Annotated in this window: 13 protein-coding genes; 1 reads left to right on the top strand and 12 read right to left on the bottom strand. The window is 41.1% G+C overall.

Annotation, left to right across the window (positions count from 1 at the left end):
* Positions 1-15: 15 nt before the first annotated feature.
* Both recR and pbp2b read right to left on the bottom strand, forming a co-directional pair.
* Complete coding sequence (gene recR, locus QM469_RS03595; protein ID WP_414276474.1) at positions 16-612, bottom strand: recombination mediator RecR; 597 nt, start codon at positions 610-612, stop codon at positions 16-18.
* Positions 613-622: 10 nt separating this feature from the next.
* Positions 623-2,680, bottom strand: coding sequence for a penicillin-binding protein PBP2B (pbp2b, locus tag QM469_RS03590; RefSeq protein ID WP_414276475.1), 2,058 nt, complete (start codon positions 2,678-2,680; stop codon positions 623-625).
* A gap of 178 nt (positions 2,681-2,858) precedes the next feature.
* Here pbp2b and QM469_RS03585 point away from each other — a divergent pair, with 178 nt between their 5' ends.
* The gene (locus tag QM469_RS03585; RefSeq protein ID WP_414276476.1) at positions 2,859-3,704 is read left to right on the top strand and encodes a MurR/RpiR family transcriptional regulator; all 846 of its coding nucleotides are present in this window, start codon (positions 2,859-2,861) and stop codon (positions 3,702-3,704) included.
* A gap of 425 nt (positions 3,705-4,129) precedes the next feature.
* Here the strand turns inward: QM469_RS03585 and QM469_RS03580 are convergent, their stop codons facing one another.
* The 10 genes from QM469_RS03580 to QM469_RS03535 form a co-directional block, all read right to left on the bottom strand.
* The gene (locus QM469_RS03580) at positions 4,130-11,575 is read right to left on the bottom strand and encodes an SIALI-17 repeat-containing surface protein (RefSeq protein WP_414286091.1); all 7,446 of its coding nucleotides are present in this window, start codon (positions 11,573-11,575) and stop codon (positions 4,130-4,132) included.
* Positions 11,576-11,897: 322 nt separating this feature from the next.
* Positions 11,898-12,782, bottom strand: coding sequence for an ROK family protein (locus tag QM469_RS03575; RefSeq protein ID WP_414276784.1), 885 nt, complete (start codon positions 12,780-12,782; stop codon positions 11,898-11,900).
* 15 nt (positions 12,783-12,797) lie between these two features.
* Complete coding sequence (locus QM469_RS03570; RefSeq protein WP_049529758.1) at positions 12,798-13,715, bottom strand: dihydrodipicolinate synthase family protein; 918 nt, start codon at positions 13,713-13,715, stop codon at positions 12,798-12,800.
* 164 nt (positions 13,716-13,879) lie between these two features.
* Entirely contained in the window at positions 13,880-14,530 is a 651-nt protein-coding gene (locus QM469_RS03565) for a DUF624 domain-containing protein (RefSeq protein WP_414276785.1), read from the bottom strand.
* Positions 14,531-14,550: 20 nt separating this feature from the next.
* Entirely contained in the window at positions 14,551-15,003 is a 453-nt protein-coding gene (locus tag QM469_RS03560; RefSeq protein ID WP_049548140.1) for a YhcH/YjgK/YiaL family protein, read from the bottom strand.
* A 200-nt stretch (positions 15,004-15,203) separates the two neighbouring features.
* Positions 15,204-16,046 carry a carbohydrate ABC transporter permease gene (locus QM469_RS03555; RefSeq protein WP_001183246.1) on the bottom strand — a complete coding sequence of 281 codons (843 nt, stop codon included), beginning with the start codon at positions 16,044-16,046 and terminating at the stop codon, positions 15,204-15,206.
* 15 nt (positions 16,047-16,061) lie between these two features.
* A complete protein-coding gene (locus tag QM469_RS03550; RefSeq protein ID WP_075227343.1) occupies positions 16,062-16,928 on the bottom strand; it encodes a carbohydrate ABC transporter permease in 867 nt (288 codons plus the stop codon).
* Between the two features lie 233 nt (positions 16,929-17,161).
* Complete coding sequence (locus QM469_RS03545; RefSeq protein WP_153225117.1) at positions 17,162-18,487, bottom strand: ABC transporter substrate-binding protein; 1,326 nt, start codon at positions 18,485-18,487, stop codon at positions 17,162-17,164.
* Between the two features lie 114 nt (positions 18,488-18,601).
* Complete coding sequence (locus QM469_RS03540) at positions 18,602-19,300, bottom strand: N-acetylmannosamine-6-phosphate 2-epimerase (protein WP_001135642.1); 699 nt, start codon at positions 19,298-19,300, stop codon at positions 18,602-18,604.
* A gap of 387 nt (positions 19,301-19,687) precedes the next feature.
* Positions 19,688-23,260 carry an SIALI-17 repeat-containing surface protein gene (locus tag QM469_RS03535; RefSeq protein WP_414286093.1) on the bottom strand — a complete coding sequence of 1,191 codons (3,573 nt, stop codon included), beginning with the start codon at positions 23,258-23,260 and terminating at the stop codon, positions 19,688-19,690.
* Positions 23,261-23,345: the final 85 nt, after the last annotated feature.

The following is a 23,345-nucleotide window of genomic DNA, read 5'->3' as shown; positions in this document are numbered from 1 at the left end:
ATTGAACCTCATAGACTAGAGTTCGGTACGATTTTCGATGGCTCTTAAGAGTGTTACTTCATCCGCATACTCGATATCAGCTCCCACTGCTAGACCTCGTGCTAGACGAGTAACCTTGATCCCTGCAGGTTTAAGAAGTCGAGAGATATACATAGAAGTCGCCTCACCATCAGCTGTCGCATTGGTGGCTACGATGACCTCTGAAACCTCGCTATCCATGAGACGAGTCATGAGACTTTTAAGATTGATATCGTCAGGGCTAATCCCATTCATTGGTGAAATGAGGCCGTGCAAGACATGGTATAGTCCATGGTATTCTTGGATATTTTCCATAGCCGCTACATCTCGGCTATCCTCTAATACTAGGATAGTTGTCTGGTCACGACTAGGATCCGTACAGATAGAACATGGGTCCTCGTCTGTTAAACGTCCACAAACAGAGCAATAGCTCAATTCTCGCTTGGCCGCAAGGAGATTTTTTGCAAATTCATTGACATCGTCATCCGACATCCCAATGGTATAAAAGGCCAGTCGGGTTGCTGTCTTAATCCCGATACCTGGAAGTTTAGAATAGCTGTCAATCAGCTTGGCTATAGGTGTTGGGTAAAGCATGGCTTCCTTTCTAGTTCATTGGATGGTGTTGGTTGTAAAGATTGATAATATCGCGCGCAATAGATGGACCGACACCGTTAGTTAGGTTGGTATTGTGAGGGAAAACAACCGCGACTGCAATCTGCGGATTATCTGTCGGTGCATAGGCGACAGCGTTGGTATTATTGGCTTTTTGTCCGCCGTTCACGTAACTTTCAGCTGTACCGGTTTTTCCACTGATAGAGACTGCTGCCCCATTTGAAAAGGCACGACCTGTCGTAAGTGCACTTGTTCCGTGCGATACCTGGTAAAATCCTTGTTGTAGGATAGACATGTCAGACTCAGAAATATTGATTTTATTCATTTCGGTACTAGCTGTTTGCTGAATCAAACTTCCTAAACCGCCTTGCTCATTATTATCATAGACTCCCTCTACTATACGAGGAGCCAAGCGAACACCATTATTGGCAATAGTTGCTACATACTGAGCTAGCTGCATCGGGGTATAGTTATCGAACTGTCCAAAGGCGTTATTTAGATAATTCGCCAAATCATAATCTTTAGGGATAAATCCTGTTGACTCTTCTGGTAGATCAATTCCTGTAGAAGCTCCCAGACCGTATTCACCAAAGGTTGAACGTAATTTCGCCATAGCAGACTCAAGATTGCTGGTTCCTACTGTCATATTAGGCTGATAGGTTTGCCCCATGATTCCAAGAGCTGTCTGGACCATGTAGGTATTTGATGAATATTCCAAAGCCTCAACAGCTGTAATCGGGAAGGAACCGTAAGAAAGGGTATACCAAGAATTAATTGGTGCAGAACCTTGAAAGACAATTGGTTGGTCTGTCAAGGTTTGGTTGCCAGATAAGACTCCATTTTCCCAACCTGAACTGATGGTTGCCGCCTTAACAACAGATCCTGGAACAAAGACATTGGTGACAGTTCCGAGTGAGTCTGGATTCAATTCACCAGATTCAAGATTGTGCTTGATTCCTGACATGGCTAGAACAGCTCCTGTCTTAGGATTTAGGGCAACCGCATAGACACCTTCTGAATATTGGGCACCTCCGTTAGCAAGCTCAGAATTAAAATAGCTTTTCAAGAGGCTATCCACACTATCTTGGAAGGCCAAATCAATGGTCAGTTTAATGTTTTTACCCTTGCTACCTTCCTCAATGTTTTCTACGCTCTCCATATCTCCATGTTTATCGAGATGGATTTCTTTAACAGTACGTTTCCCTTGTAGGACTTCCTCATACTGTTTCTCAAGGTAAGAGGTTCCAACACGGTCATTGAGGGAATAACCTTTTTTAAGATAGGCATCTACTTCCTCAGCTGGAAGGCCTGATTTTTCACTTGAAACACTTCCTACGATAGAGGCCAGAGAGGTTTCAAGAACCTTGCGATCCCACGAAGTCGAGATGCTAATCCCAGGTAACTCTTTAGAGGCAGAAGCAATTTGAGCGACCTGAGTATCGCTTAAGGGATCCGTTTGGATATTGCCTGTTGCAAAATTTCCAACTGCATTGAGCTGACTAAAGAGATAAATAGTCTTCTTTTCATCCTCTGTATAATTAGTTTGGCTAGAGGTAACACTCTCAACAGCATTGTTATAAAGATCCGATTCAGAAAGTTGGTTACCATCTGAGTCAAAACGCTTATCTTTTGGAAGAGCCTCTACCGTTTTTTTATAGACAGCTGGGTCCGCTAGATAATAATCAGCCATCTGACGTTCTGTCAAATTTGGAGAGGAAACTGTTACATACGTTAAAAGTTTAGTAGAAATATCCTTTAAATCTGTAGCCGTCATCTTATTACTTCGTGTGAAAGCCACGACTTGTTTGACGGTATTTTCTACCAAGGGTTTTCCAGCTGCGTCATAGATTTCTCCACGAGCAGAACCCGTTGTTACCCTAGTTTGGCTAGCAGACGCTAACTTGGCTTCATAGAAATCCTTATTTACGAATTGCATATAGAGCAAGCGACCAATGATGGTCATGAAGAGTAAAATAACGATTGCAAACAATAAATTAAGCCGAGTCGGTATCGAATGGCTATTAAATTTTCTCATACAAAGCAGTCTCATTTCTAATCAAAATCTTACTCTTCATTGTACCATAATTTGATGAGAAAATTATGGAAAAAGAAAAGACTTTTCCTTTTTATCCCAAAACAAAGCATCTATGGTATAATAGAAGTAGGCGCTATATTATTTGCTGGATTTTTTATCAATAAAATTTGACAAATAGCTACAAAGGAGTCCCATGAACAAGCAAGACATCTCTACGATTATTGATCTTCACTTTGAAGAAATGACCGATTTAGAGCAAGAGATTGCCCGCTATTTTTTGCAGGCAGATACCATTCATGATGACTTGTCTTCTCAGCAGGTCACTCAAAAACTTCATATTTCACAGGCCGCTCTCACTCGCTTTGCCAAAAAATGTGGTTTTACGGGTTATCGAGAGTTCATTTTCAAATACCTACAACAAATTGACAACCTTTCAGTCCCACAACAGGATATGAATCCTTTGACCCAAAGAGTCTTGAGGAGCTATACAAACATCCGAGAAATGACACAAGAATTGATTGATGATGACCAACTGGAGCGCATCGCTCAAATGATTGATCAGTCAGAACGCGTCTATTTTTTCGGAACTGGAAGTTCTGGACTCGTTGCGCGTGAGATGAAATTACGTTTCATGAGACTAGGTGTCGTTTGTGAGGCTTTGACAGATCCAGATGGTTTCGCCTGGACAACTAGTATCATCGACGAAAAATGTTTGGTCTTTGGTTTCTCCCTTTCAGGAACAACTCCATCCATCATTGATAGTCTACTTGACGCTCAAGATATGGGGGCTAAAACTGTTCTTTTTACGAGTACGCCTAGCAAGGAAACTCAGAAATTTACAGAAACTGTACTGGTAGCAAGCCAGAGTCAGGCTTCCTATATCCAACGCATTTCTGCCCAACTTCCGATGTTGATCTTAATTGATCTCCTCTATGCTTATTTCCTAGAAATTGATCGTGAAAGTAAAGAAAAAATCTTTAACAGTTATTGGGAAAATAAAAAACTAAATGGCTATCGTAGAAATAGAAGATCTAGATAAGCCTTCATCCCTTTCAAGCGAATAATCATATGAGTAACCAGCGATTAAAGTCGCTGGTTTTTATACTTTCAAACCACGTCAGCTTTATCTGCAACCTCAAAGCTGTGCTTTGAGCAACCTGCAGCTAGCTGCCTAGTTTGTTCTTTGATTTTCATTGAGTATTAGTTTGCTCAAATCCTATAACTAATGACTTATGAACATAAAATTCTACACCTAATTCTTGATATAAAAAAGCGAACAAGACGGAATTCTGACTCTCAGAAAACTCGTTTTGCTCGCTTTTTATAATTGAGATTAGTTATTGGTTTCAATCTCTAAAGTTTGGACAGTTATTACAGCAGTTTCTTTAAACAATGCTACTATTCTGCAATAACTTCCCACGAAATCTATACTTTCTCAAAAGTGTTTCTTGAGTTTGACAGATTCTATTCGTCTTCTTTTTTCTTTCCCATTGCTGCTAAGCCAAGAAGTGCTCCTACAGCTCCCAAGCTTGCAAGGGTAGCAGTTTCTTTTGCTCCTGTTTCAGGGAGAATGTCTTGACGATTTGCAGGTGCTTGATAAGTCTTTTCTTGTGACATAGCCTGAGCTACATGTGACTGCTCATCCTTGTATTCTGGGAGCTCATGGACAGTTGCCTCTGCTCCATTGACACCACCTGTGAACTCTGGAACATCATGGATAGCTGCTTCTGTTCCATTGACATTACCAGTAAACTCTGGAACATCATGGATAGCTGCTTCTGCTCCATTGACATTACCAGTAAATTCTGGAAGTTCATGACTAGCTGCTTCTGTTCCATTGACATTACCAGTAAACTCTGGAAGTTCATGACTAGCCGCTTCTGTTCCATTGACATTACCAGTAAACTCTGGAAGTTCATGACTAGCCGCTTCTGCTCCATTGACACCACCAGTAAACTCTGAAAGTTCATGACTAGCCGCTTCTGCTCCATTGACACTACCAGTAAACTCTGAAAGTTCATGACTAGCCGCTTCTGCTCCATTGACACCACCAGTAAACTCTGGAAGTTCATGACTAGCCACTTCTGAACCATTTACTCCACCTGTGAACTCTGGATCTTCTCCACGAATAACTGCTTCAGAGCCATTTACTCCACCAGTAAATTCTGGAAGTTCATGACTAGCTGCTTCTGTTCCATTGACACCACCTGTGAACTCTGGATCTTCTCCACGAACAACTGCTTCAGAGCCATTTACTCCACCAGTAAATTCTGGAAGTTCATGACTAGCTGCTTCTGTTCCATTGACACCACCTGTGAACTCTGCTACTTCATGGATCGCTGGATCTGTTTTACCTGATTCAACTTTCTTAGTTCCGACTAGCACAATCTCATCTCGCGGTGCTTCCACAACTTCGCGAAGTTTTTCAGTACGACTTCCATCCAATGCTACTTCTATGCTGACGCGTTCTTTACCTTTACGACCAGCCTGAACTACTCGAGTTTCACCTTCTGGAAGTGTTGAATCATCTTGCTTCACTGTCTTAAATCCGAGAGCTTCTTCAACAACTTCAAGGCTTGGCTGACTAAAACTCAATTCTTTAACGCCATCACCTGGCACAGATGTTCCTTCAAAAGTACCAACTTCGATGACACGATCTTGAGCTTCTTCACGTTCAACCTTAACTGTCTTACGTGTGTCTCCATCTACTTCTATATAAGTCGTTACTTGACCTGCTTTGCCCTCTGAAACAACTTGTTCCTTGCCTTTGGCTAAGAAGGCATTCTCACGACGAACAGTATTAAAGGCGATTGATTCTGTCGTTACTTCAAGGCTTGGTTGCGTTTGAACTAAGACCTTATCTCCTTCAGTCGGAAGATTTGAATGTTTTACTTCCTCTTTCGGAGTTGCTTGAAGCTGATTGATAGAAGTTAGAGCTGCTTGCAAGGTTTTGTCTACTGCATCCTGTGTCTTAGCATCTCTGATGGCAGTAAGGGCTTGCTCTCCAAGTTCAACCAGTTTTTCCTGTGCAGCTACATCATCGACAAGTTCAGAAGCTTTTTTCTCGACTGCTGCAGCCAATTCTGCAATCGCCTTATGGCGGTCAACTTTAGACTCTTCTGGTTTGCTTGGTTCTTCTGGTTTTGGTTCCTCTTTCGGAGTCGCTTGAAGCTGATTGATAGAAGTTAGAGCTGCTTGCAAGGCTTTGTCTACTGCATCCTGTGTCTTAGCTGCTTCGATCGCTGCGATGGCTTGTTCTGATAACTCGACTAGTTTCTTCTTAGCTTCTTTATCGTTGCCTAGTTCCTTGCTCTTGTTTTGAATGGCTTCTGCCAAGCTTGCCATAGCCTTATCGTAGTCAATCTTAGGATCTTCCGGCTGTGCTGGTGGCTCTGGTTTCGGATCCTCTTTCGGAGTTGCTTGAAGTTGATTGATGGAAGTTAGAGATTCTTGTAAGGCTTTGTCTACCGCATCCTGTGTCTTGGCTGCTTCGATCGCTGCGATGGCTTGTTCTGATAACTCGACTAGTTTCTTCTTAGCTTCTTTATCGTTGCCTAGTTCCTTGCTCTTGTTTTGAATAGCTTCTGCCAAGCTTGCCATAGCCTTATCATAGTCAATCTTAGGCTCTTCCGGCTGTGCTGGTGGCTCTGGTTTCGGATCCTCTTTCGGAGTTGCTTGAAGTTGATTGATGGAAGTTAGAGATTCTTGTAAGGCCTTATCGACTGCATCCTGTGTCTTGGCTGCTTCAATCGCTGCGATTGCTTGCTCGGACAACTCAACTAGTTTCTTCTTAGCTTCTTTATCGTTGCCTAGTTCCTTACTCTTGTTTTGGATGGCCTCTGCCAAACTTGCCATAGCCTTATCGTAGTCAATCTTAGGCTCTTCCGGCTGTGCTGGTGGCTCTGGTTTTGGATCCTCTTTTGGAGTCGCTTGAAGCTGATTAATACCAGCTAGAGCATTTTCCAAAGCCTTATCTACTGCATCCTGTGTCTTAGCTTCCTGGATAGCAGTAAGAGCTTGTTCGGCCAACTCAACTAATTTCTTCTTAGCTTCCTTATCATCGCCAAGTTCCTTGGTCTTGTTTTGGATGGCCTCTGCCAGACTCGCCATAGCCTTGTCGTAGTTCGGCTCCTCTGGCTGGTCTGGTGCCGGTGTGTCATCTGAACCGTAGTTGTCTTCCTTATCAAGGATAGCTTGTAAGGTTGTAGCTGTCAGCATCAACTCTTGCGCATCGACAGTGCTTGCTGAAAGTTGTTCTGATAATTTGTCCAAGTTTGACTTGAAGGCTTGACGCGCCTCTGGAGTGTTTTTCAAGGCTGTTTGGTCAAATTTAGCCAATTCATCCTTCCAGTTCTTCATAGCTTGAACTAATTCTTCTTTGGTATAAAGAGCGCTATCTTCACCACGAGTGATGAACTGGTCAACTTGGATACCAATATTTCTAGAGGTATCATTTCGTTTTGGATCCAATTGCAAGGTTACAGCATGCCAACCTTCTTCTAGCCCAGTCAAACGAACGAGAGTCTGATCGCCTTGACGTGTAGCTGCTGTACCACTGAAGTACTTCTTGCCATTGACATCAGAGGCATTTCCTTGACCATCTTGATACTCAAGTTCTTTACCATCCAGAGTTACCTTGTAGATACCATGTCCAGGATCAACAAAACCTTTGATTTCAAGACCTGTTCCATAGAAGTAAGCTGTTACGCTTGCATTTTTCTTTTGCTCTTCAGTCAAACGACCAAATGATGCCCAAGACTCAGTGTTTTGGTATTTGCCAGAAGAATTGGTTTCATGGTGCCAACCTGGGCTATAGTCAAGTTGACTGGCCTGATCATCGTGACTTACTTGATCTTTTTGAAGCAATTCAGCCTTCATTACTCGAACAGTTGCTTCAGTTGCAAATCCAAGCAAGGCATCGTCTGAAGCGCTAGTCATTTTCACTTTAAAGTCAAAGATTGAATCAGCTTGTTCCGTAAAGTCAATTGTAGGAATGGTCAAAGTCTTTTCTGTTTCACCATCTTGGAAGGTCAAATCAGCCGTTGTATCTTTATAAACCTTACCGTGAACCCCTGTTCCTGGCTCAGTCACGACATGAACTGTCGCAACTCCTTTGCTACCACCAACACGTTTGATGGTTACAGTAACTGGTTGGCCTTTTTGAACTTCATAGGTTGTTTCTTTCAACTCAAACATACCTTTACCAGCATTGTTGAGCGTGTAGATACCTTCAGTTGCAATAGCTTTTCCAGTTTTGTTAACGAGTTTGATGGTATGTTCACCTGGAGCTAAGTCATCTGTTTCATAAACCATCTGGCTACGTTTACGAGCTGCATTATTGGTTTGTACGTCTGCAACCTTTTGACCATCAACGTAAACCGACATTTCTCCGTGGTTTGGATCCACTGTAGATACGACATAAGCCTTAGTTCCGTTGAAACGGTAAGTTACGCTTGCATCTTTTTGGTTAGTCCACATAGATGTTCCGCGGATACCTTCAGATTCGTCATACCAAGTTGTATTTGCTTTATCTGCTGTTGTATTTGAATGGTAATCCAATCCAAGAGGGTAACCATCTGTTTTCTCGATACTACTTGGTGTTTTATAAACAGAGAAGTTTGTCAAAATAGGAGTCGCTTGCGCACCAGTAATAGTCACACGAATCTTTTGTGCTTCTACTGGTTGACCTTGGATAAGGCGACGATAACCAACAGTTGAGCCTTCACCGTATGGTACCCAACGGCCATTGAGTTCAACTTCAACCTTGAATCCAGAGATACGCTGACCTTTAGCGATATCTTCTTTGAGTTCAATCACGTCAAAGCGTCTCTTTTGACCAAGATCAACAGTAAATTCACCTGTCTTAGCATCATTTGCTAGTGCCCAGCTAGTATCATCCTTACCATCTGTTAGGTTGCTTGTTTGATACAAGTGATTCTTACGAGTAGAGCTTGCAGTTACAGTTGCACCCTTAGCAAAGTCAGTCGCATACATTTGATCCAAGGTTGCTCGGAATTCTTTCAAACGAGCGACATCTGCATCTGCGAATTTACCTTCTTTATTAGGTGGAATATTGAGTAGAAGTGGCGTTCCACGACCAACAGACTTGAAGTAGATATCCATCAAATCTTTGATTGATTTTGGTTGTTGATTATCATGGTAGAACCAACCTGAACGGATAGAAACGTCTGCTTCACCTACAGAGTACATATCACCATCTGGATCTCCGTGGTTGAGATAGTCATTTCGAACATCATCAGTGATTTTAGCTTTCTTGACCTTATGCCAAACTGGATCTCCTGCGATACCACGTTCATTACCAATCCAACGTACACTTGTCGGTTGTGCAGAGAAGATAGCGATATCTCCTTCAGCTTCCTTGATGTACTTGAACCACTCATCAAAGGTATAAGTTACTTTTTGAGCTCCGCTACCACGCGCACCATCCATCCATACTTCGATAAATTTACCATTGTTTCCGTATTTAGGATTGCCAAGGATTTCCTTGAGTTGGTTGAGATAGTATTCATTGTACTCTTTCTCAGTTGCAACATGATATTTAGGATGGTTGGCATCCCATGGTGATAGGTAAACACCCATATTCATGTCATACTTAGTCGCTGATTTAGAGATTTCTTCGAGAAGGTCTCCCTTACCATCTTTCCATGGACTAGCAGCAACCGTGTGGTCTGTGTATTTAGATGGATAAATCACAAAACCGTCGTGGTGTTTGACAACCATGATTGTTCGTTTGAACCCAGCATCCTTCAAGGTCTTAATCCACTGGTCTGTATCAAGGTTTGTTGGATTAAAGTTTTGAGGATTTTCTCTACCGTTACCCCACTCAGAGTTAGTGTAGGTATTCATACCATAGTGGATGAAGGCAGCCAATTCTTCTTTATGGTAGTCCAATTGAGCCTTGCTTGGTAGTGGTCCATAGTTTCCAATTTCTGTTTCTTCGTCTTTTGAATCCACTACTGGAGTTGCAGGAGTTACTGGTTTTGGATCTTCAATTTTTTCGTATTCAAAAATAACTTGGTTCACTCCTTTATGTTGGATTGTTGCTTCTTGACTTGCATTGACTGCACGGTAGCCTGCAATGTCTTTGGCTTGGAATCTATGAACAAAGGAAACTTCATATTCTTTACCATCGTTATTATCCACAGTCGCAGTTGCTAATTCTTGGTCGGTACCTTTCAAGCGGTAACGAATGTCGAAGGAACCTTTATTGACTTTATAAACAACCTTGATGACGCGAGTTCCTGCAGGAGCCTTGCTCACAACGCTATAATCATCTCCCCAAGCATCTTTTAATTGCTTGTTGACAGCTTTGCCATCAATTGAGACAATCTCATATTTGTCTTTGTTCTTCTTGTAGAAGTCAGTCTTTTCAATTTCTGTTTTATAGTTATAGTCGAACTGAGTTCCAACTTCTGTCTTTTCAACAAAAGTATCGTTTTCTTTGACTGGATTATCATTTTGGTCTAGGTGTTCGACAACAACTCGTCCATAATCAACACCTTCAAGAAGAGTCGCTACACCACTTTCATCGAAGGAATATTTGTTTTCACCGATTACAGCTGTCTTATTTCTGAGCATTTCTCCCTCTGGAGTGAAGTAATAACGATTGCCGTTATCGCCTTGATACCAACCTTTGACACCGTACTTGTCAATAATTTCTTTGACCCATGCCAATTGTTCTGGTGAGAGGACAAGCCCTCCTCCAAAACGGTCTTTTTCAGCAATGTTCGCATTATCGACAGTACCACGTTGGTGAATTCCGATAACTTTTCCTTCACCGTTGATAATCCCACCACCTGAAAGACCTGATACAGAAGTCAAACGATAAGTGACACCAACTGTTCCCTTATCATCATACTTTTCAGTACCTTTAACAACACCGTCCGCCTTATATAATTGACCAGGAACAATTGGTTCCTTCAATTCTGGAGATGTTGAATCTGTAGGGTAACCGATGGTGCTAACAGGTTCTCCAGCTTTGTATTCTCGATGTTCTGCTAAAGGAGTAAAGGTAGCTGCCTTATTTGGACTTGCAATTGAAAGTGGAACTGGAGCTACAACCAAGGCTAGGTCATTCTTATAGCCTTCACCGAATTTTTCTTTATTCCAGAAATGAATGTCCTTTTCCTTGAACAAAACAGTATTTCCTGAGCTTGGCAAAGAATTATTCTTAGCAGTATTTGAACCTACATTGTAATAGAACTTAGCCGTATCACCACCACGGATAGAACCCGCATTAGTATCCGCATCCTTGACCAAGAAGTTGTGGGCCACTGTCAAGATGACATTTGGAGCAACAAAGATACCTGAACCTGAGTTAAGGTATCGCTGACTACCGCCATTTGCCAGAGGTGAGCTAAAGATTGAATAAACCATAGTAGCAGATGTAGCTGGTTGACCTTCATAATTGATATGCTTAAGGTCTTGTCCGCCATTGATAATGGCTCTATTTTCTTTTCCAGCTTCAGATGGAGCTGCTTCTGCAGGTTTCAAAACGCTCTTAGTCTCTACTTGTGGGCTATCTTTTTCTGATACAATAGCTGCAGTATCGACTTTTTTCACTGGAGTATCAGGATAAGCACGATCAGAAATTTCTTCAGGGAGTAAATCGCCAGCCACTTCAGCAGTTTTTCCTTCCTCTGCCACCTTCTCGACAGCAGGTTCTGTTTTTTCAGTTACTTCTTCTTTGACTGCTTCTTCTTTTTCATGATCTACATCTGCCACTTCTTTTGCTTGACTATCTACTTCAAGTTTTGGTTCTGTTACGATTTCATTAGCCGAAACATTACCAGACGCAAAAAAAGCAAGACCAACTGCGACAGAAGCAACACCAACAGTCAGTTTACGAATACTAAATATTCTACCTTTTTCTAAAAAATATTGTTTCATCAAATACTCCTAATCTTCTAGAGCAGTCAGCTACTGCCCAAGCCCAGCTTTAGCTGGCGACATTTTTTGTTTGATTCCCTAACTTAAAATTCTTTCCCTGAGCTATTTATTTTGAGTAAATATAAGATTGTAGAAATCGCTTACATTTTTAAAAAATAAAATAATGCTTCCATTAGCAAGAATTTTTCTAGAGTTTTCGCATTATTATAAATATACTATGTTATATTAAAAAATGCAAGGGTTTTCAAAGTTTTAACTAGATTTTTACTAAATGATCATTTTACTGTTTATGACTAAAAAATCCTAAATTGGCAAGGCCAACTTAGGATTGTTTTGTTTTGAAGTGATAGTAAGCTCCAAGCATACCCGCAGTATTTTGATGACGCGCAAACTCTAATCTTGTTTTTTCCGCTAAACTTGGAACAAGCGCATCTTTCAGAGCTGTACGAATTTTCGGTTTCAAAATCGCTTCCTGCCCCATAATACCACCACCTAGTATAACAACCTCTGGATTGGCAACATAACAAATGTTAGCAAGACCTTTCCCAAGATAGTCTACCATACGGTCAATTCCCTCCATACAGAGTTTATTGCCTTCTGTAGCTTCTTTGAAAATTCTACGACCATTCCAATGGGCTACTTCTTCACCATGAGCCTTAGCTACATACTCAACCAAGGCAGTTGTAGAAGCTAAATCTTGGAAAGCCCCATCTTGCATATGCATATAGCCAACTTCACAGGCAGAATTACTAAATCCATGGAAAATCTGGCCGTCAATGATTAAGCAACCGCCGATACCTGTTCCGATGGTCAAACATAGCGTTATTCCTGCACCTTTTCCAGATCCAGAAACAGCTTCTGCTAGCCCTGCACAGTTGACATCGTTCTCAATCTCACATGGAATCCCAAATCTTCCTTCAATTTCTTTTTTAAATTGAGTCCCAGCATAATTCGGGATCTGTGGACCTGCATAGAAAATCTCACCCTTATCCGGGTCAACCATTCCAGCTGAGGAAATAGCCACACCTGCCACTGGACCTTTTTCTAGATAGCTAGCTACAATATCTTTTGTTTTCTGTAAGATATGTGGGCCGCCCTTATGAGCCTCAGTTGCTACTTCGTGAGACTCTACAAGTTGTCCATCTTGGTCAATCAAACCGTATTTGATATTAGTTCCACCAATATCAATTGCAACGTAATTAGTCATAAAGCCTCCTATTGATTAGAGGAAACGCTCCTTAGTTTCACGAATCAATGCCGCAGCTGCTTCTACAACTGGACGATCTTCTTCGGTCACTGGTGTAAGTGGAGAACGAACTGATCCGATATTAAGTCCTTCATTGATTTTCAAGACTTCCTTGATAACGCCGTACATGTTTCCATGTGCCGCAGTCAATTTACCAATGATAGCGTTGATTGCATATTGCAATTCACGCGCTGTTTCTAGGTCTTTGTCTGCAATCAATTGGTTGAGTTTCAAGAAGAGTTCTGGCATAGCACCATAAGTACCACCGATACCAGCTTTAGCACCCATGAGACGGCCACCAAGGAATTGTTCGTCTGGACCATTAAAGACGATATGATCATCACCACCAAGACTAACAAAAGTTTGGATATCTTGAACTGGCATTGAAGAGTTTTTAACACCAATAACACGTGGGTTCTTCAACATTTCTGTGTAAAGACTTGGAGTCAAAGCAACACCTGCCAATTGAGGAATGTTATAGATAACATAGTCTGTGTTTGGTGCTGCTGCACTGATGTCGTTCCAATATTTTGCTACTGAGTATTCAGGCAAACGGAAGTAAATTGGTGGGATTGTTGCGATAGCATCTACACCCAAGCTCTCTGCATGACGAGCAAGTTCGATACTGTCTTTAGTATTGTTGCAAGCCACGTGAGCAATAATTGTCAATTTACCTTTAGCAACTGCCATGACTTCTTCCAAGATCAATTTGCGGTCTTCTACGCTTTGGTAGATACATTCACCTGAAGAACCGTTGACATAAAGTCCTTGAACACCTTTATCAATAAAGTATTGCACCAAAGCACGAGTACGTTCTGGGCTTACTTCGCCCGCATCATCATAACATGCGTAGAAGGCAGGAATGACGCCTTCATATTTTTTTAAATCTGACATAGATTTCTCCTAAGATTTCTTATTTTCTGCCCTGAGCAGATGATTTTTTACTATTTTAGTATACACCTTGTGAAAAGCGCTTTCAATACATCCAAGCCACTTAGATTTTAATTTCTATTCATCTCCCATAGCTTTTCATGTTTGAAAGTAGTTTCATATCATTTTCAATCTGCTTGATATTTAGCAAACAATTTTTCCATTAATCCAGACTGGCAAAAGGCAAGAAGGCCAAAGCCAAAGAGTAGAAATGCTGATCCACCGAGCACTAGAGTAAAGCCTGATAGATAGAGAAGCATCATGATTAATAAAATAATCGCAAGCATCAAGAAGAACCACACGAAATTAAAGCTTACCAAGAGCAAGCCCTTTTGAAGAACTTCTTTCCAAGTTAAGTCATAGCGTGCTGCAATTGGATAGCTAGCCAACATCACTAGGGTTAAAAATATCAGAATTCCCAAGCAAATGGCTTTAATGAGCTGGAAGCCTAGGCCTGTTTGCCCCCAGAATAGAGACAAGTCAACTACACTAATTAGAAAAATTCCTAGTTCCAACAAACCTAACTGGAGGCCTAATTTCAAATTTTGCTTAAAGGCTCTCATATACGTTTTAAAAACAGGAACACGACGACTACTCTTAACTTCGAAGATTGTCTGATAGAGACTAATTTTTGCTACTCCGATTGTCACAATAGGCAAACAAGACACAACAAAAAGTAGGTTGACCGTCACGATATCTAACACTTTCTCACAAAATCGCATAAGAAAGTTATCCGTATCGAATGCTGCTTTTATCAATCCAGATCCTTTATGTGCCATTGTTTGCTCCTCCTAACTGACTAATCGATTAAAATTTTAAATAAGTATTTGCGAACTTTATCTTCCATACCTGCATAACCATTAGGTTGATGAGGTTCACCTGGGAAGAAGATTGCAAAATTGTGATAACCCAACAAAAGTGGGTAGTGTTCGTGACAATGGACAAAGCCAATATCACTGGCTTCATCAAAGGCTACAGCCTCGTCTTTTACACGAGAACCGTAACTAGAATACTCATGTCCTTCAACTAACAAATGCAAATCTGCATAGTTTTTATGATGCTCAAAGCGATCATTTTCATCTTGGTTGAGAACATTTTCCTGTACAACTAGAAAGACTTTATCCCCATCAATCTCGTATTTGCCTAATTCAAAGCTATCCTTACGATGCTCATAGAGATAATCAATAGCCTTATCTAGATTAGGATGAATTCCCTTGTAAAAGCTAATGTTTTTTAAATCATCAAAAATCATAGTAATTTCCTTTACCTGATTGTTACCTTCAGACATACGATGTCTAGCCAGTAAGTTTATAAGTGTCTAACAAAACTTCATGAAGTAAGCAACTCCTCTCCATTTTGTAGACACTTATATATCCTGTATTCTCTTAGTCTATCAACTATACTGCTGCATACTGATAAACAGATTCTACTATATTCAATTTTCGCAGAGGACTATCCTTTGACAGCTCCCATAGTAATCCCTTGAGTAAAGGATTTTTGGAAGACCAGGAAGACTGTTACGATTGGCACAGCTGCAAGGGCAGCCCCTGCCATGATCAAACCATAGTTAGTTGCCATCTCGGCCTGCATAGTCGCAACCCCGAGCGAGATGGTCAAGTTTTGACGTGAAGTCAACATTACCAATTGCATGAAGTAGTCATTCCAAGTATTGATGAAAGTGAAGATTGCAAGAGCTGCAAATCCTGGTTTTACAATAGGGAAGGCTACGCTCCAGAAAGTACGAATCTCACCACATCCATCGATTTTAGCAGATTCGAGCAATTCTGTAGGAATGTTTTCACTGAACTGTTTCATGAGGAAGACCCCGAATGGCCATCCAATCAAAGGCAAGATAACTGCCCAAAGAGTATCATGGATTCCCATGAAGTTGACGATACGTACCAATGGCACAAGGACAACTTGTTTTGGAAGAGCCATGGCAGCGATAAAAATTGCAAAGAGAATGCGTTGACCATAGAAACGTTTCTTAGCCAATACATAACCTGCTAGTGAAGAGGTTGCACAAACCAAGAACATTGTTACTAAAGAAATGAACACTGAGTTCCACATCCATTGCAAGGCTGGGTTTTGCACCATCAATTGTTGGAAGTTCTCCATTGTTGGAGCTTTAGGGAACCATTGTGGTGGAATCATAATGGTATCTGGTTGTGATTTGAATGCACCTGTCAAGATCCAGTAGAATGGGAAGATAAACAGTACAGTCAACAAGAGCAAAATGATTGTTGAAATAACAGTAAAGGCTGTTAATGGTTTCTTTTGTTGTGTAGGTTGCATAGCTGTCTCCTTTCCTTAGTATTCTACATCGTTTCCGAGGATCTTGAATTGAGCGAAGCTGACAAGGGCAATCATAACTGCCAAGAATACACCAATTGTATTGGCATAGCCATATTCAGTCAATTGGAAGGCTTTTTCGTAGAGGTAGTACATAAGTGTACTTGTTGAGTAGTTTGGACCACCAGATGTCAACAACTGAATCAAGGCGAAACATTGGAATGAGTTGATGGTTGTAATGATTGCGATATAAAGTGTTGTTGGAAGAAGGCTTGGCCATTTAATCTTCCAGAATACTTGGAACTCAGTCGCACCGTCAACACGAGCTGCTTCTACAAGTGAGTTATCAATATTACCCATTGCAGCGATGTAGAGAATGATTGGTTGACCAACTGATGTTGTCAAAAGGATAATCATAATCGCCATCAAAGCCCAGTTTTTATCTCCCAACCAAGAAATGTTTTGGCTGATGATATGGCTTGACTTAAGCACGAAGTTCAAAATACCTGATAGTGGATCGTAGATCCATTTCCATACTACTGTTACGGCAACACTACCTGTTACTACAGGAAGGAAGAAGACGAAACGGTAGAAAGATCTAGCGATGGCATTTTGTTGGTAAGTTTGTGATGCTACAAAGAGCGAGAAGAGTACAACGACTGGTACAGACCCGATAACCAAGATTACGGTATTAATCAAAGATTTTGTAAACACAGGGTCTTTAAACATACGAATGTAGTTGTCCAAGCCCACAAACTCAAAGCTAGTCATCGAATAGTTGAAGAAACTTGTGATGAAGCCCATGATCATTGGAGCTAAAACGAAGACGGTAAAGAAGATTAATACTGGTGCTAGGAATGCGTAGGAAATAATAGTTTCCCGCATGCGAATTTTATTGATTTTCACAGTTGGCACCTCACTTTCACATAGTTTTGTTTTTTTGACTGTTATCTGACCCTGATCTAAAATCAAAATGAAATTTTTCTAAGATTCGTCAATGTAAAAACTTCATTTTAATTTTGACCTGTCAGTTGCTTCTATTTCAAACAAAAGTCCCCCTTTTCATACACAGATATGCTCAGGGAAAAGGGGGGAACTCAGTTTTTATTTAGGGCTTATTATTTAGCTGCTTTTTTGATTGTTTCATTCGCTTTTTCAGTGAATGCTTTCAATGCTGCAGCAGGTTGTTCGTCACCATTTGATACAGCTTGCAACATTGGGAACCATAGAGTTCTCATTTCAGCAAATCCGTCGATTGTGTTGTAGTATGGAGAGTAGTATTGAGTCCAACCACTGATTGTTTCCATACGTTTGTCGTCGTAAAGTTTTCCAAATGAAGTACGAACTGGGAAGGCACCTGTACGAACTACGTCTTTAGGACCCCATTCTTTATCATCAGCGATGAATTGGATGAATTTCTTAGCAGCAGCAACTTTCTTTTCATCTTTGTTGTTAAATACTGCAAATCCGTTTACAAGGTACTCAAGAGCTGGTTTGCCTGAATCAGATGGGAATGGAACTTCTACCACTTCAACTTTACTTGCTTCCAAGAGTTTAGCTTGGATACCGTTTTGAGCTGGTGCCCAAAGGATTGTGTATGATGTTTGACCGTTTGCAAAGTTTTGGATGTCTGCTCCACCGTCAAATTGTGAACCGTTGTTCAACAAACCATCTTTGATCCAGCTAGCTGCTTTTTCAAGACCTTTAACGAATTTAGGATCGTCAGTTGTGTATTTAGTTACTTCTTTATCAGTTACAGAACCGCCGTAAAGGTTAGAGATGAAGGCACGTGTTCCTTGGTCTCCCCCTTGACCAGAACTGAACAATGAACCTGGAGTGTATCCTTTATCTTTAAGTGCTTTCAAGACTTTTTCAAAATCATCAGTTGTCCAACCTTCTTTAACAAGGTTAGCTACACCAGCATCTTCCAACATTTTCTTGTTCATAGCCATGTAGAATGGTGCAGAACTGATTGGATACATGTATGCTTTGTCACCAGCTTTACTTGCTTGTACGATGTTTTCGTTGTTAACATCTTTCACAAATTCATCTGTAAAGAGGTCATTCAACTCAGCCAATTTACCATTTTTACCGTAATTGATGATACGACCTGGTGCATCGAAAAGTACATCTGGAGCTGTACCAGCTTCGATAGCTGTTGTGATTTTTTCTGGTCCAGATTTGAAGTCGATTGTTTCTAATTTAACTTTGATATCTGGATTTGCTTTTTCGAAAGCTTCGATGATAGATTTTTCATAAGTTCCAACACCGTCACCAGATTTTTCTTGAGTAAATACCGGGAATGCCCACCAAGTAATTTCTGTTGTTGCTGCTGCATCGCCTGATTTGGCAGCATCTTTGTTAGCGTCTGATTTGCCACAAGCAGCAAGTGATAGAACCGCAGCACCCGCAAGTACTGTACAAGCTAGTTTTCTAAATTTCATTTGTATTCTCCTAATTGATAAGCGTATCCATATTGGATAATGAGCAATGTCGACTTTGTATACGTTTTCATTTTTTCCTACTAATCAACCACTCTCCTCGTTTTTTATATTGTGTTATTTAAGACCCGCAACAAATCGTTCCGTAATCTCTTTTGGTCTAGTAATAGCGCCACCAACTACGATACCTCGCACTCCGTAACCTAGGATTTGCTTAGCTTGTTCTGGTGTGTGAATTTTTCCTTCAGCGATGACGTCCACCCCTGCATCACAGAGTTTCTTGATGAGTTCAAAGTCTGGGCCATCCACTTTTGGACTGTAAGAAGTGTAACCTGATAAGGTTGTTCCGACAAAGTCAATTCCTGCTTCAACTGCTGTTAGGCCTTCCTCAAAGGTACTTGTATCAGCCATCAAGAGTTGATTTGGATATTTTTCTTTGATCTGACGGATAAATTCTTGGATCTCCAAGCCATCATGACGTTCACGTTTGGTACAGTCAAGAGCAATGACTTCGATGTCAAGAGCTGCTAGTTCATCCACTTCCTTCATTGTAGCAGTAATGAATGGTTCTTGCGGTGGATAATCACGTTTAATAATTCCGATAATCGGAAGTTTAGTGACCTCTTTAATCTCCTTAATATCTCGAACACTGTTTGCTCGGATACCGACTGCGCCACCTTGTTCAGCTGCTTTCACCAACAAGGGGATAACTCCTCCCGCTTCTGTATAGAGCGGTTCATGAGGAAGTGCCTGACAAGAAACGATGATTCCATCTTTGATTTGTTCAATCAAGGCTTCTTTACTAATTTGTGGCATCTACTTTCCTCCTTTTCTTTTCCTTTGTGTTTATGTGACTATTATAGCTTATTATTAAAGCGCTTTCAATAACTTGTGCTAGAATAGATTGGAGTTTCAAAACAATTTTATGCAACAGTTTCTTCTGAAAGTAGTTTCAGGGGCCTAACATCTATCCCAACACCTCTTAAATCTTAAAACCAGCCCTTTTTTAAAGAAAAAGGCCGTAACAAATTTCCGTTACGACCCTTTCTAACTAATACTCTTCGAAAATCAAATTCAAACCACGTCAGCGTCCCCTTGCCGTACTCAAGTACAGCCTGCGGCTATCTTCCTAGTTTGCTCTTTGATTTTCATTGAGTATAAGATTTAGTTTTACTAAGGAAACCTTCAATTTTAACGATTTGACTAAGCTTCTTTTCTCTTCCCAAAAGCAAACATACCAAGGAGCAACCCCACAAGTCCTACTGATGCAAGGGCAGAGGCATCTTCATTTCCTGTCTTAGGAAGAATATTTTGACCAACTGCAGGTGCTTGATAAGTCTTATCTTGTGCCATAGTCTGAGATACAATAGACTGCTGACCTGTGAACTCTGAGACTTCCTGGTCTGCAGCTTCTGCAGCATTGACTCCACCTACAAATTCTGGAGATTCTGCTTTTGCTGCTTCTACTGCATTCACACCACCTGTAAATTCTGGTTGTTCATGAACCGCTGCTTCACTACCATTGACTCCACCTGTGAATTCTGGTAATTCATGCACAGCTGCTTCACTACCATTGACTCCACCTGCAAATTCTGGTACTTCGGCTACTGCAGCTTCCTCACCATTGACTCCACCTACAAATTCTGGTACTTCGTTAACAGCAGCTTCGCTACCATTAACTCCGCCTGTGAATTCTGGAAGTTCTGCTATCGGTGCTGCTTCTTCGCCTACTGTACCAATAGCTTCAGTATACTCTGGAAGCTCCGTTACAGCAGCCTCTTCGCCATTCACACCACCTTCGAATTCTGGTACTTCATGCACAGCTGCTTCACTACCATTGACTCCACCTGTGAATTCTGGAAGTTCTGCTATCGGTGCTGCTTCTTCGCCTACTGTACCAATAGGTTCAGTATACTCTGGGAGCTCCGTTACAGCAGCCTCTTCGCCATTCACACCACCTTCGAATTCTGGTACTTCATGCACAGCTGCTTCACTACCATTGACTCCACCTGTAAATTCTGGATTTTCAGCAGTCGCAGCTTCTACACCATTCACACCACCTGTGAATTCTGGAACTTCGTGAACAGCTGCTTCACTACCGTTGGTAGCTCCAGGAATACCTGCTCCTTCAAGACTCACTGGAAGATTGTGCATACTCTCGATCGCTCCAGAAGCAAGTCCAGTTATTTCTTGACCACGATCTGACTTGTCTATTGTAAATAGCAAAGTCTTAGTATCATACTGGGTCATGAAGTTTACTTTTTTACCATTTGCCAATTGAAGTGTTGGAATTTTGTTAACCAAAACTTCTGAATCAAACTCTACTGCAAGAATTCCCGGCCATTTTTCAATAACATTTTTAACTTTGGCTTCTTTAGGAGAAATTCTTTCCTTCATTAAGAAATCCCAGTTGAATTTCTTGAAGGATAGAGTATAAGGATTGCCACCAGCTTCATGATGTTCGTACAAGAGACCAAATTCTTTTGGTCCGATCTGTTGAAGTGAGTTATAGGCATACTCCCCTTCTTGAATCAAATGATGATGCAGCCAAGTCAACTCGCCATCTTCTTCTACGCGAGCTACTCGAATGTAACCATTCTTACGACCTGGGCCATTGGCATTTGCTAGAAGGATATACTCCTTACCATCTTGAACCGTATGAGTCGCTGCCATTTGAACATAGACATCTGGTACATCATAGCGTGCTACATAGTTGTCCCATGTAATGCCACCATCATTACTTGTCGCAACCTGCAAATCACCAGTCAAACCACGCATAAAGAGTTTCAACTGACCATTGTTCAGCTGAACAACTGAAGCCTCCGTATTTTGAGCATAGTAATTATTCATGTTGCTTGAATCAACTACTGTACCATCATAAAGTGTACGGTTATCATTGACACCGCCACCCATATGCCAAGTCTTACCATGGTCATCTGAGTAGATGATACGAGATGATTGAGATCCATTGAGGTGGTTTGTTCTATTCGTCGTATAAACAGGAACGACGATACGACCTTTATGAGGTCCATTCTGGAGGGTAATGCCCACTCCAGGTCCCACACCTAAGAATTTCATCCAATCAGCTTTGACCATTGGGGTAATATCTTGTGGTGCAGACCAAGTCTTACCGTCATCATCACTGTAAGACATCCATAGGTAGCTGTCTTTAGCAATTCTAAATGGAGAAGTTTTATTGCTTGTAAAATAGATATTTCCTAGCAGTTGATCACCCTGATAAAGATCACCCTTATCGCTATAAGCCGGCTTGACTGGATTTACAACAACACGGTAATCCGTTGCCTGACCATCTGGCGTGTAGACAACACCATTTTCACGAATGGTATAGGCTCCATTTTCTCCTTCACGATAGAGAATTTGGTAGGTTTTCCCATTAATTTCTTTATAAGCTTCCTCTTTTTCAGCTGACATCCCAAAGATACCTTTTCCTTCTGGGAACATATCATAGACTGAAAAGATGCGCTTGGTTTCAGTATCTTGGGCTAAAACCATATCGATATTTACTGGTGAACCAACAGATGGATCAGTAGCTTTTGGATTGTCGCGTAGATTCGTAAGGGTGATACGATCGCCCCATGTTTGACCCTGATCTTCACTTCGTTTGACAACCATACCGATATCGCCCCAGTCATAGTGGTGCAAACGACGTTCATCAGCTCCAGCAATCAAAGTTCCCTTGTCAGTCTTAAGGAGGGCTGGAATACGATAGCTATTAATACCATCTGGATTTGACTGCCCATTTTTACCAGCTTCAAAAACATCCTTTTTATCTGTTATCTCAGCTCCTTCTGGAAGCTTTTTCTCTAATTCGGATCTTTCAAAGAGGTAGCTACGATTTTGAACTTCTTCTGGACTAAAGGCACGATCGTAAACAGTTAGATTACGAACTTGTAAACCTGCCCCCCAAACCATACTTCCTGCACGATTTGTGGTACCAATTTGCATATGATTCACATCAGGCATATCTTTGATAAAGCGTCCTGATTTCTTACTTGTTCGTGACAAAACTCCGTTTACATAGAGACGAACCTGCCCATCTGGAGAATCTGCACTTGGTCTTTCAACTGTAAAGGTTACTGAGTTCCACTGACCTGGTTTGACTGTCAAGGGTGCATCTGTATATCTATCATAAAATTGATCGCCGTTTTGATCGCGGCCCTCAATCAAGGCAACGTTGTTATACACAGCCATTGTAAAGTATTCATTTCTTACCTTATCACTTGATACTGAGAAAAGGTTGTAAAATGCTGGCGCAGAAGCATCTGGTTTGAACTCCATATGAATGGTCGCATTTTGAAGCTGTTTCAGTTTGTCCAATTGCTCTGTCAGATCAATTCTATTGCTATTTGCAGCATTAGTCTCTACATCTTCCTTTTCAAGAACAGTATTGACATTTTCCAACTCTCTAGCATAGTAATCACGTGGAAGTGCAGCTGGATCTTTTTCGGTTTCTCTAGTTGCTGTTGCAGTTGTCTCTGTTGCAGTTGTCTCTGTTCCAGTATGTGCTTCTGTAGATGCATGTGTGACTGTATCTACCCCATTAGATTCCGTAACATTCTTTTCAACGATCTCTGCTTTTTCAGGCTGTTCCTTTTCGACACTAAGCTCGGTGGTCTCTTTACTAGTGACCGTTGATTCTTGTGCCAATACTGGCGATGCACCAAAAACAACTGCTCCAATAACGACTGAAGCGGCTCCTACTGTAAATTTGCGAATTCCGTATCGTTGTTTTCTATCCAACTGATTATGCTTCATCTTTCTTCCTTTCATTTTTAAAAATAAAGCGCTTTCTTTTTCGCTTAAAATTTTTAGCCATCTGACTAAATGACAAAAATTACTT

The organism is Streptococcus infantis (assembly GCF_047464215.1).
Lineage (GTDB): Bacteria > Bacillota > Bacilli > Lactobacillales > Streptococcaceae > Streptococcus > Streptococcus infantis_P.
This window is presented reverse-complemented; position numbering and strand designations above follow the sequence as displayed.

What these genes read in the sequence shown, in the direction of transcription:
- QM469_RS03580 (WP_414286091.1), bottom strand. Translation starts at nt 11,575, where the DNA reads ATGAAACAATATTTTTTAGAAAAAGGTAGAATATTTAGTATTCGTAAA.
- QM469_RS03540 (WP_001135642.1), bottom strand. Translation starts at nt 19,300, where the DNA reads ATGCCACAAATTAGTAAAGAAGCCTTGATTGAACAAATCAAAGATGGA.
- pbp2b (WP_414276475.1), bottom strand. Translation starts at nt 2,680, where the DNA reads ATGAGACTGCTTTGTATGAGAAAATTTAATAGCCATTCGATACCGACT.
- QM469_RS03555 (WP_001183246.1), bottom strand. Translation starts at nt 16,046, where the DNA reads ATGCAACCTACACAACAAAAGAAACCATTAACAGCCTTTACTGTTATT.
- QM469_RS03565 (WP_414276785.1), bottom strand. Translation starts at nt 14,530, where the DNA reads ATGGCACATAAAGGATCTGGATTGATAAAAGCAGCATTCGATACGGAT.
- QM469_RS03535 (WP_414286093.1), bottom strand. Translation starts at nt 23,260, where the DNA reads ATGAAGCATAATCAGTTGGATAGAAAACAACGATACGGAATTCGCAAA.
- QM469_RS03550 (WP_075227343.1), bottom strand. Translation starts at nt 16,928, where the DNA reads ATGCGGGAAACTATTATTTCCTACGCATTCCTAGCACCAGTATTAATC.
- QM469_RS03560 (WP_049548140.1), bottom strand. Translation starts at nt 15,003, where the DNA reads ATGATTTTTGATGATTTAAAAAACATTAGCTTTTACAAGGGAATTCAT.
- recR (WP_414276474.1), bottom strand. Translation starts at nt 612, where the DNA reads ATGCTTTACCCAACACCTATAGCCAAGCTGATTGACAGCTATTCTAAA.
- QM469_RS03570 (WP_049529758.1), bottom strand. Translation starts at nt 13,715, where the DNA reads ATGTCAGATTTAAAAAAATATGAAGGCGTCATTCCTGCCTTCTACGCA.
- QM469_RS03585 (WP_414276476.1), top strand. Translation starts at nt 2,859, where the DNA reads ATGAACAAGCAAGACATCTCTACGATTATTGATCTTCACTTTGAAGAA.
- QM469_RS03545 (WP_153225117.1), bottom strand. Translation starts at nt 18,487, where the DNA reads ATGAAATTTAGAAAACTAGCTTGTACAGTACTTGCGGGTGCTGCGGTT.
- QM469_RS03575 (WP_414276784.1), bottom strand. Translation starts at nt 12,782, where the DNA reads ATGACTAATTACGTTGCAATTGATATTGGTGGAACTAATATCAAATAC.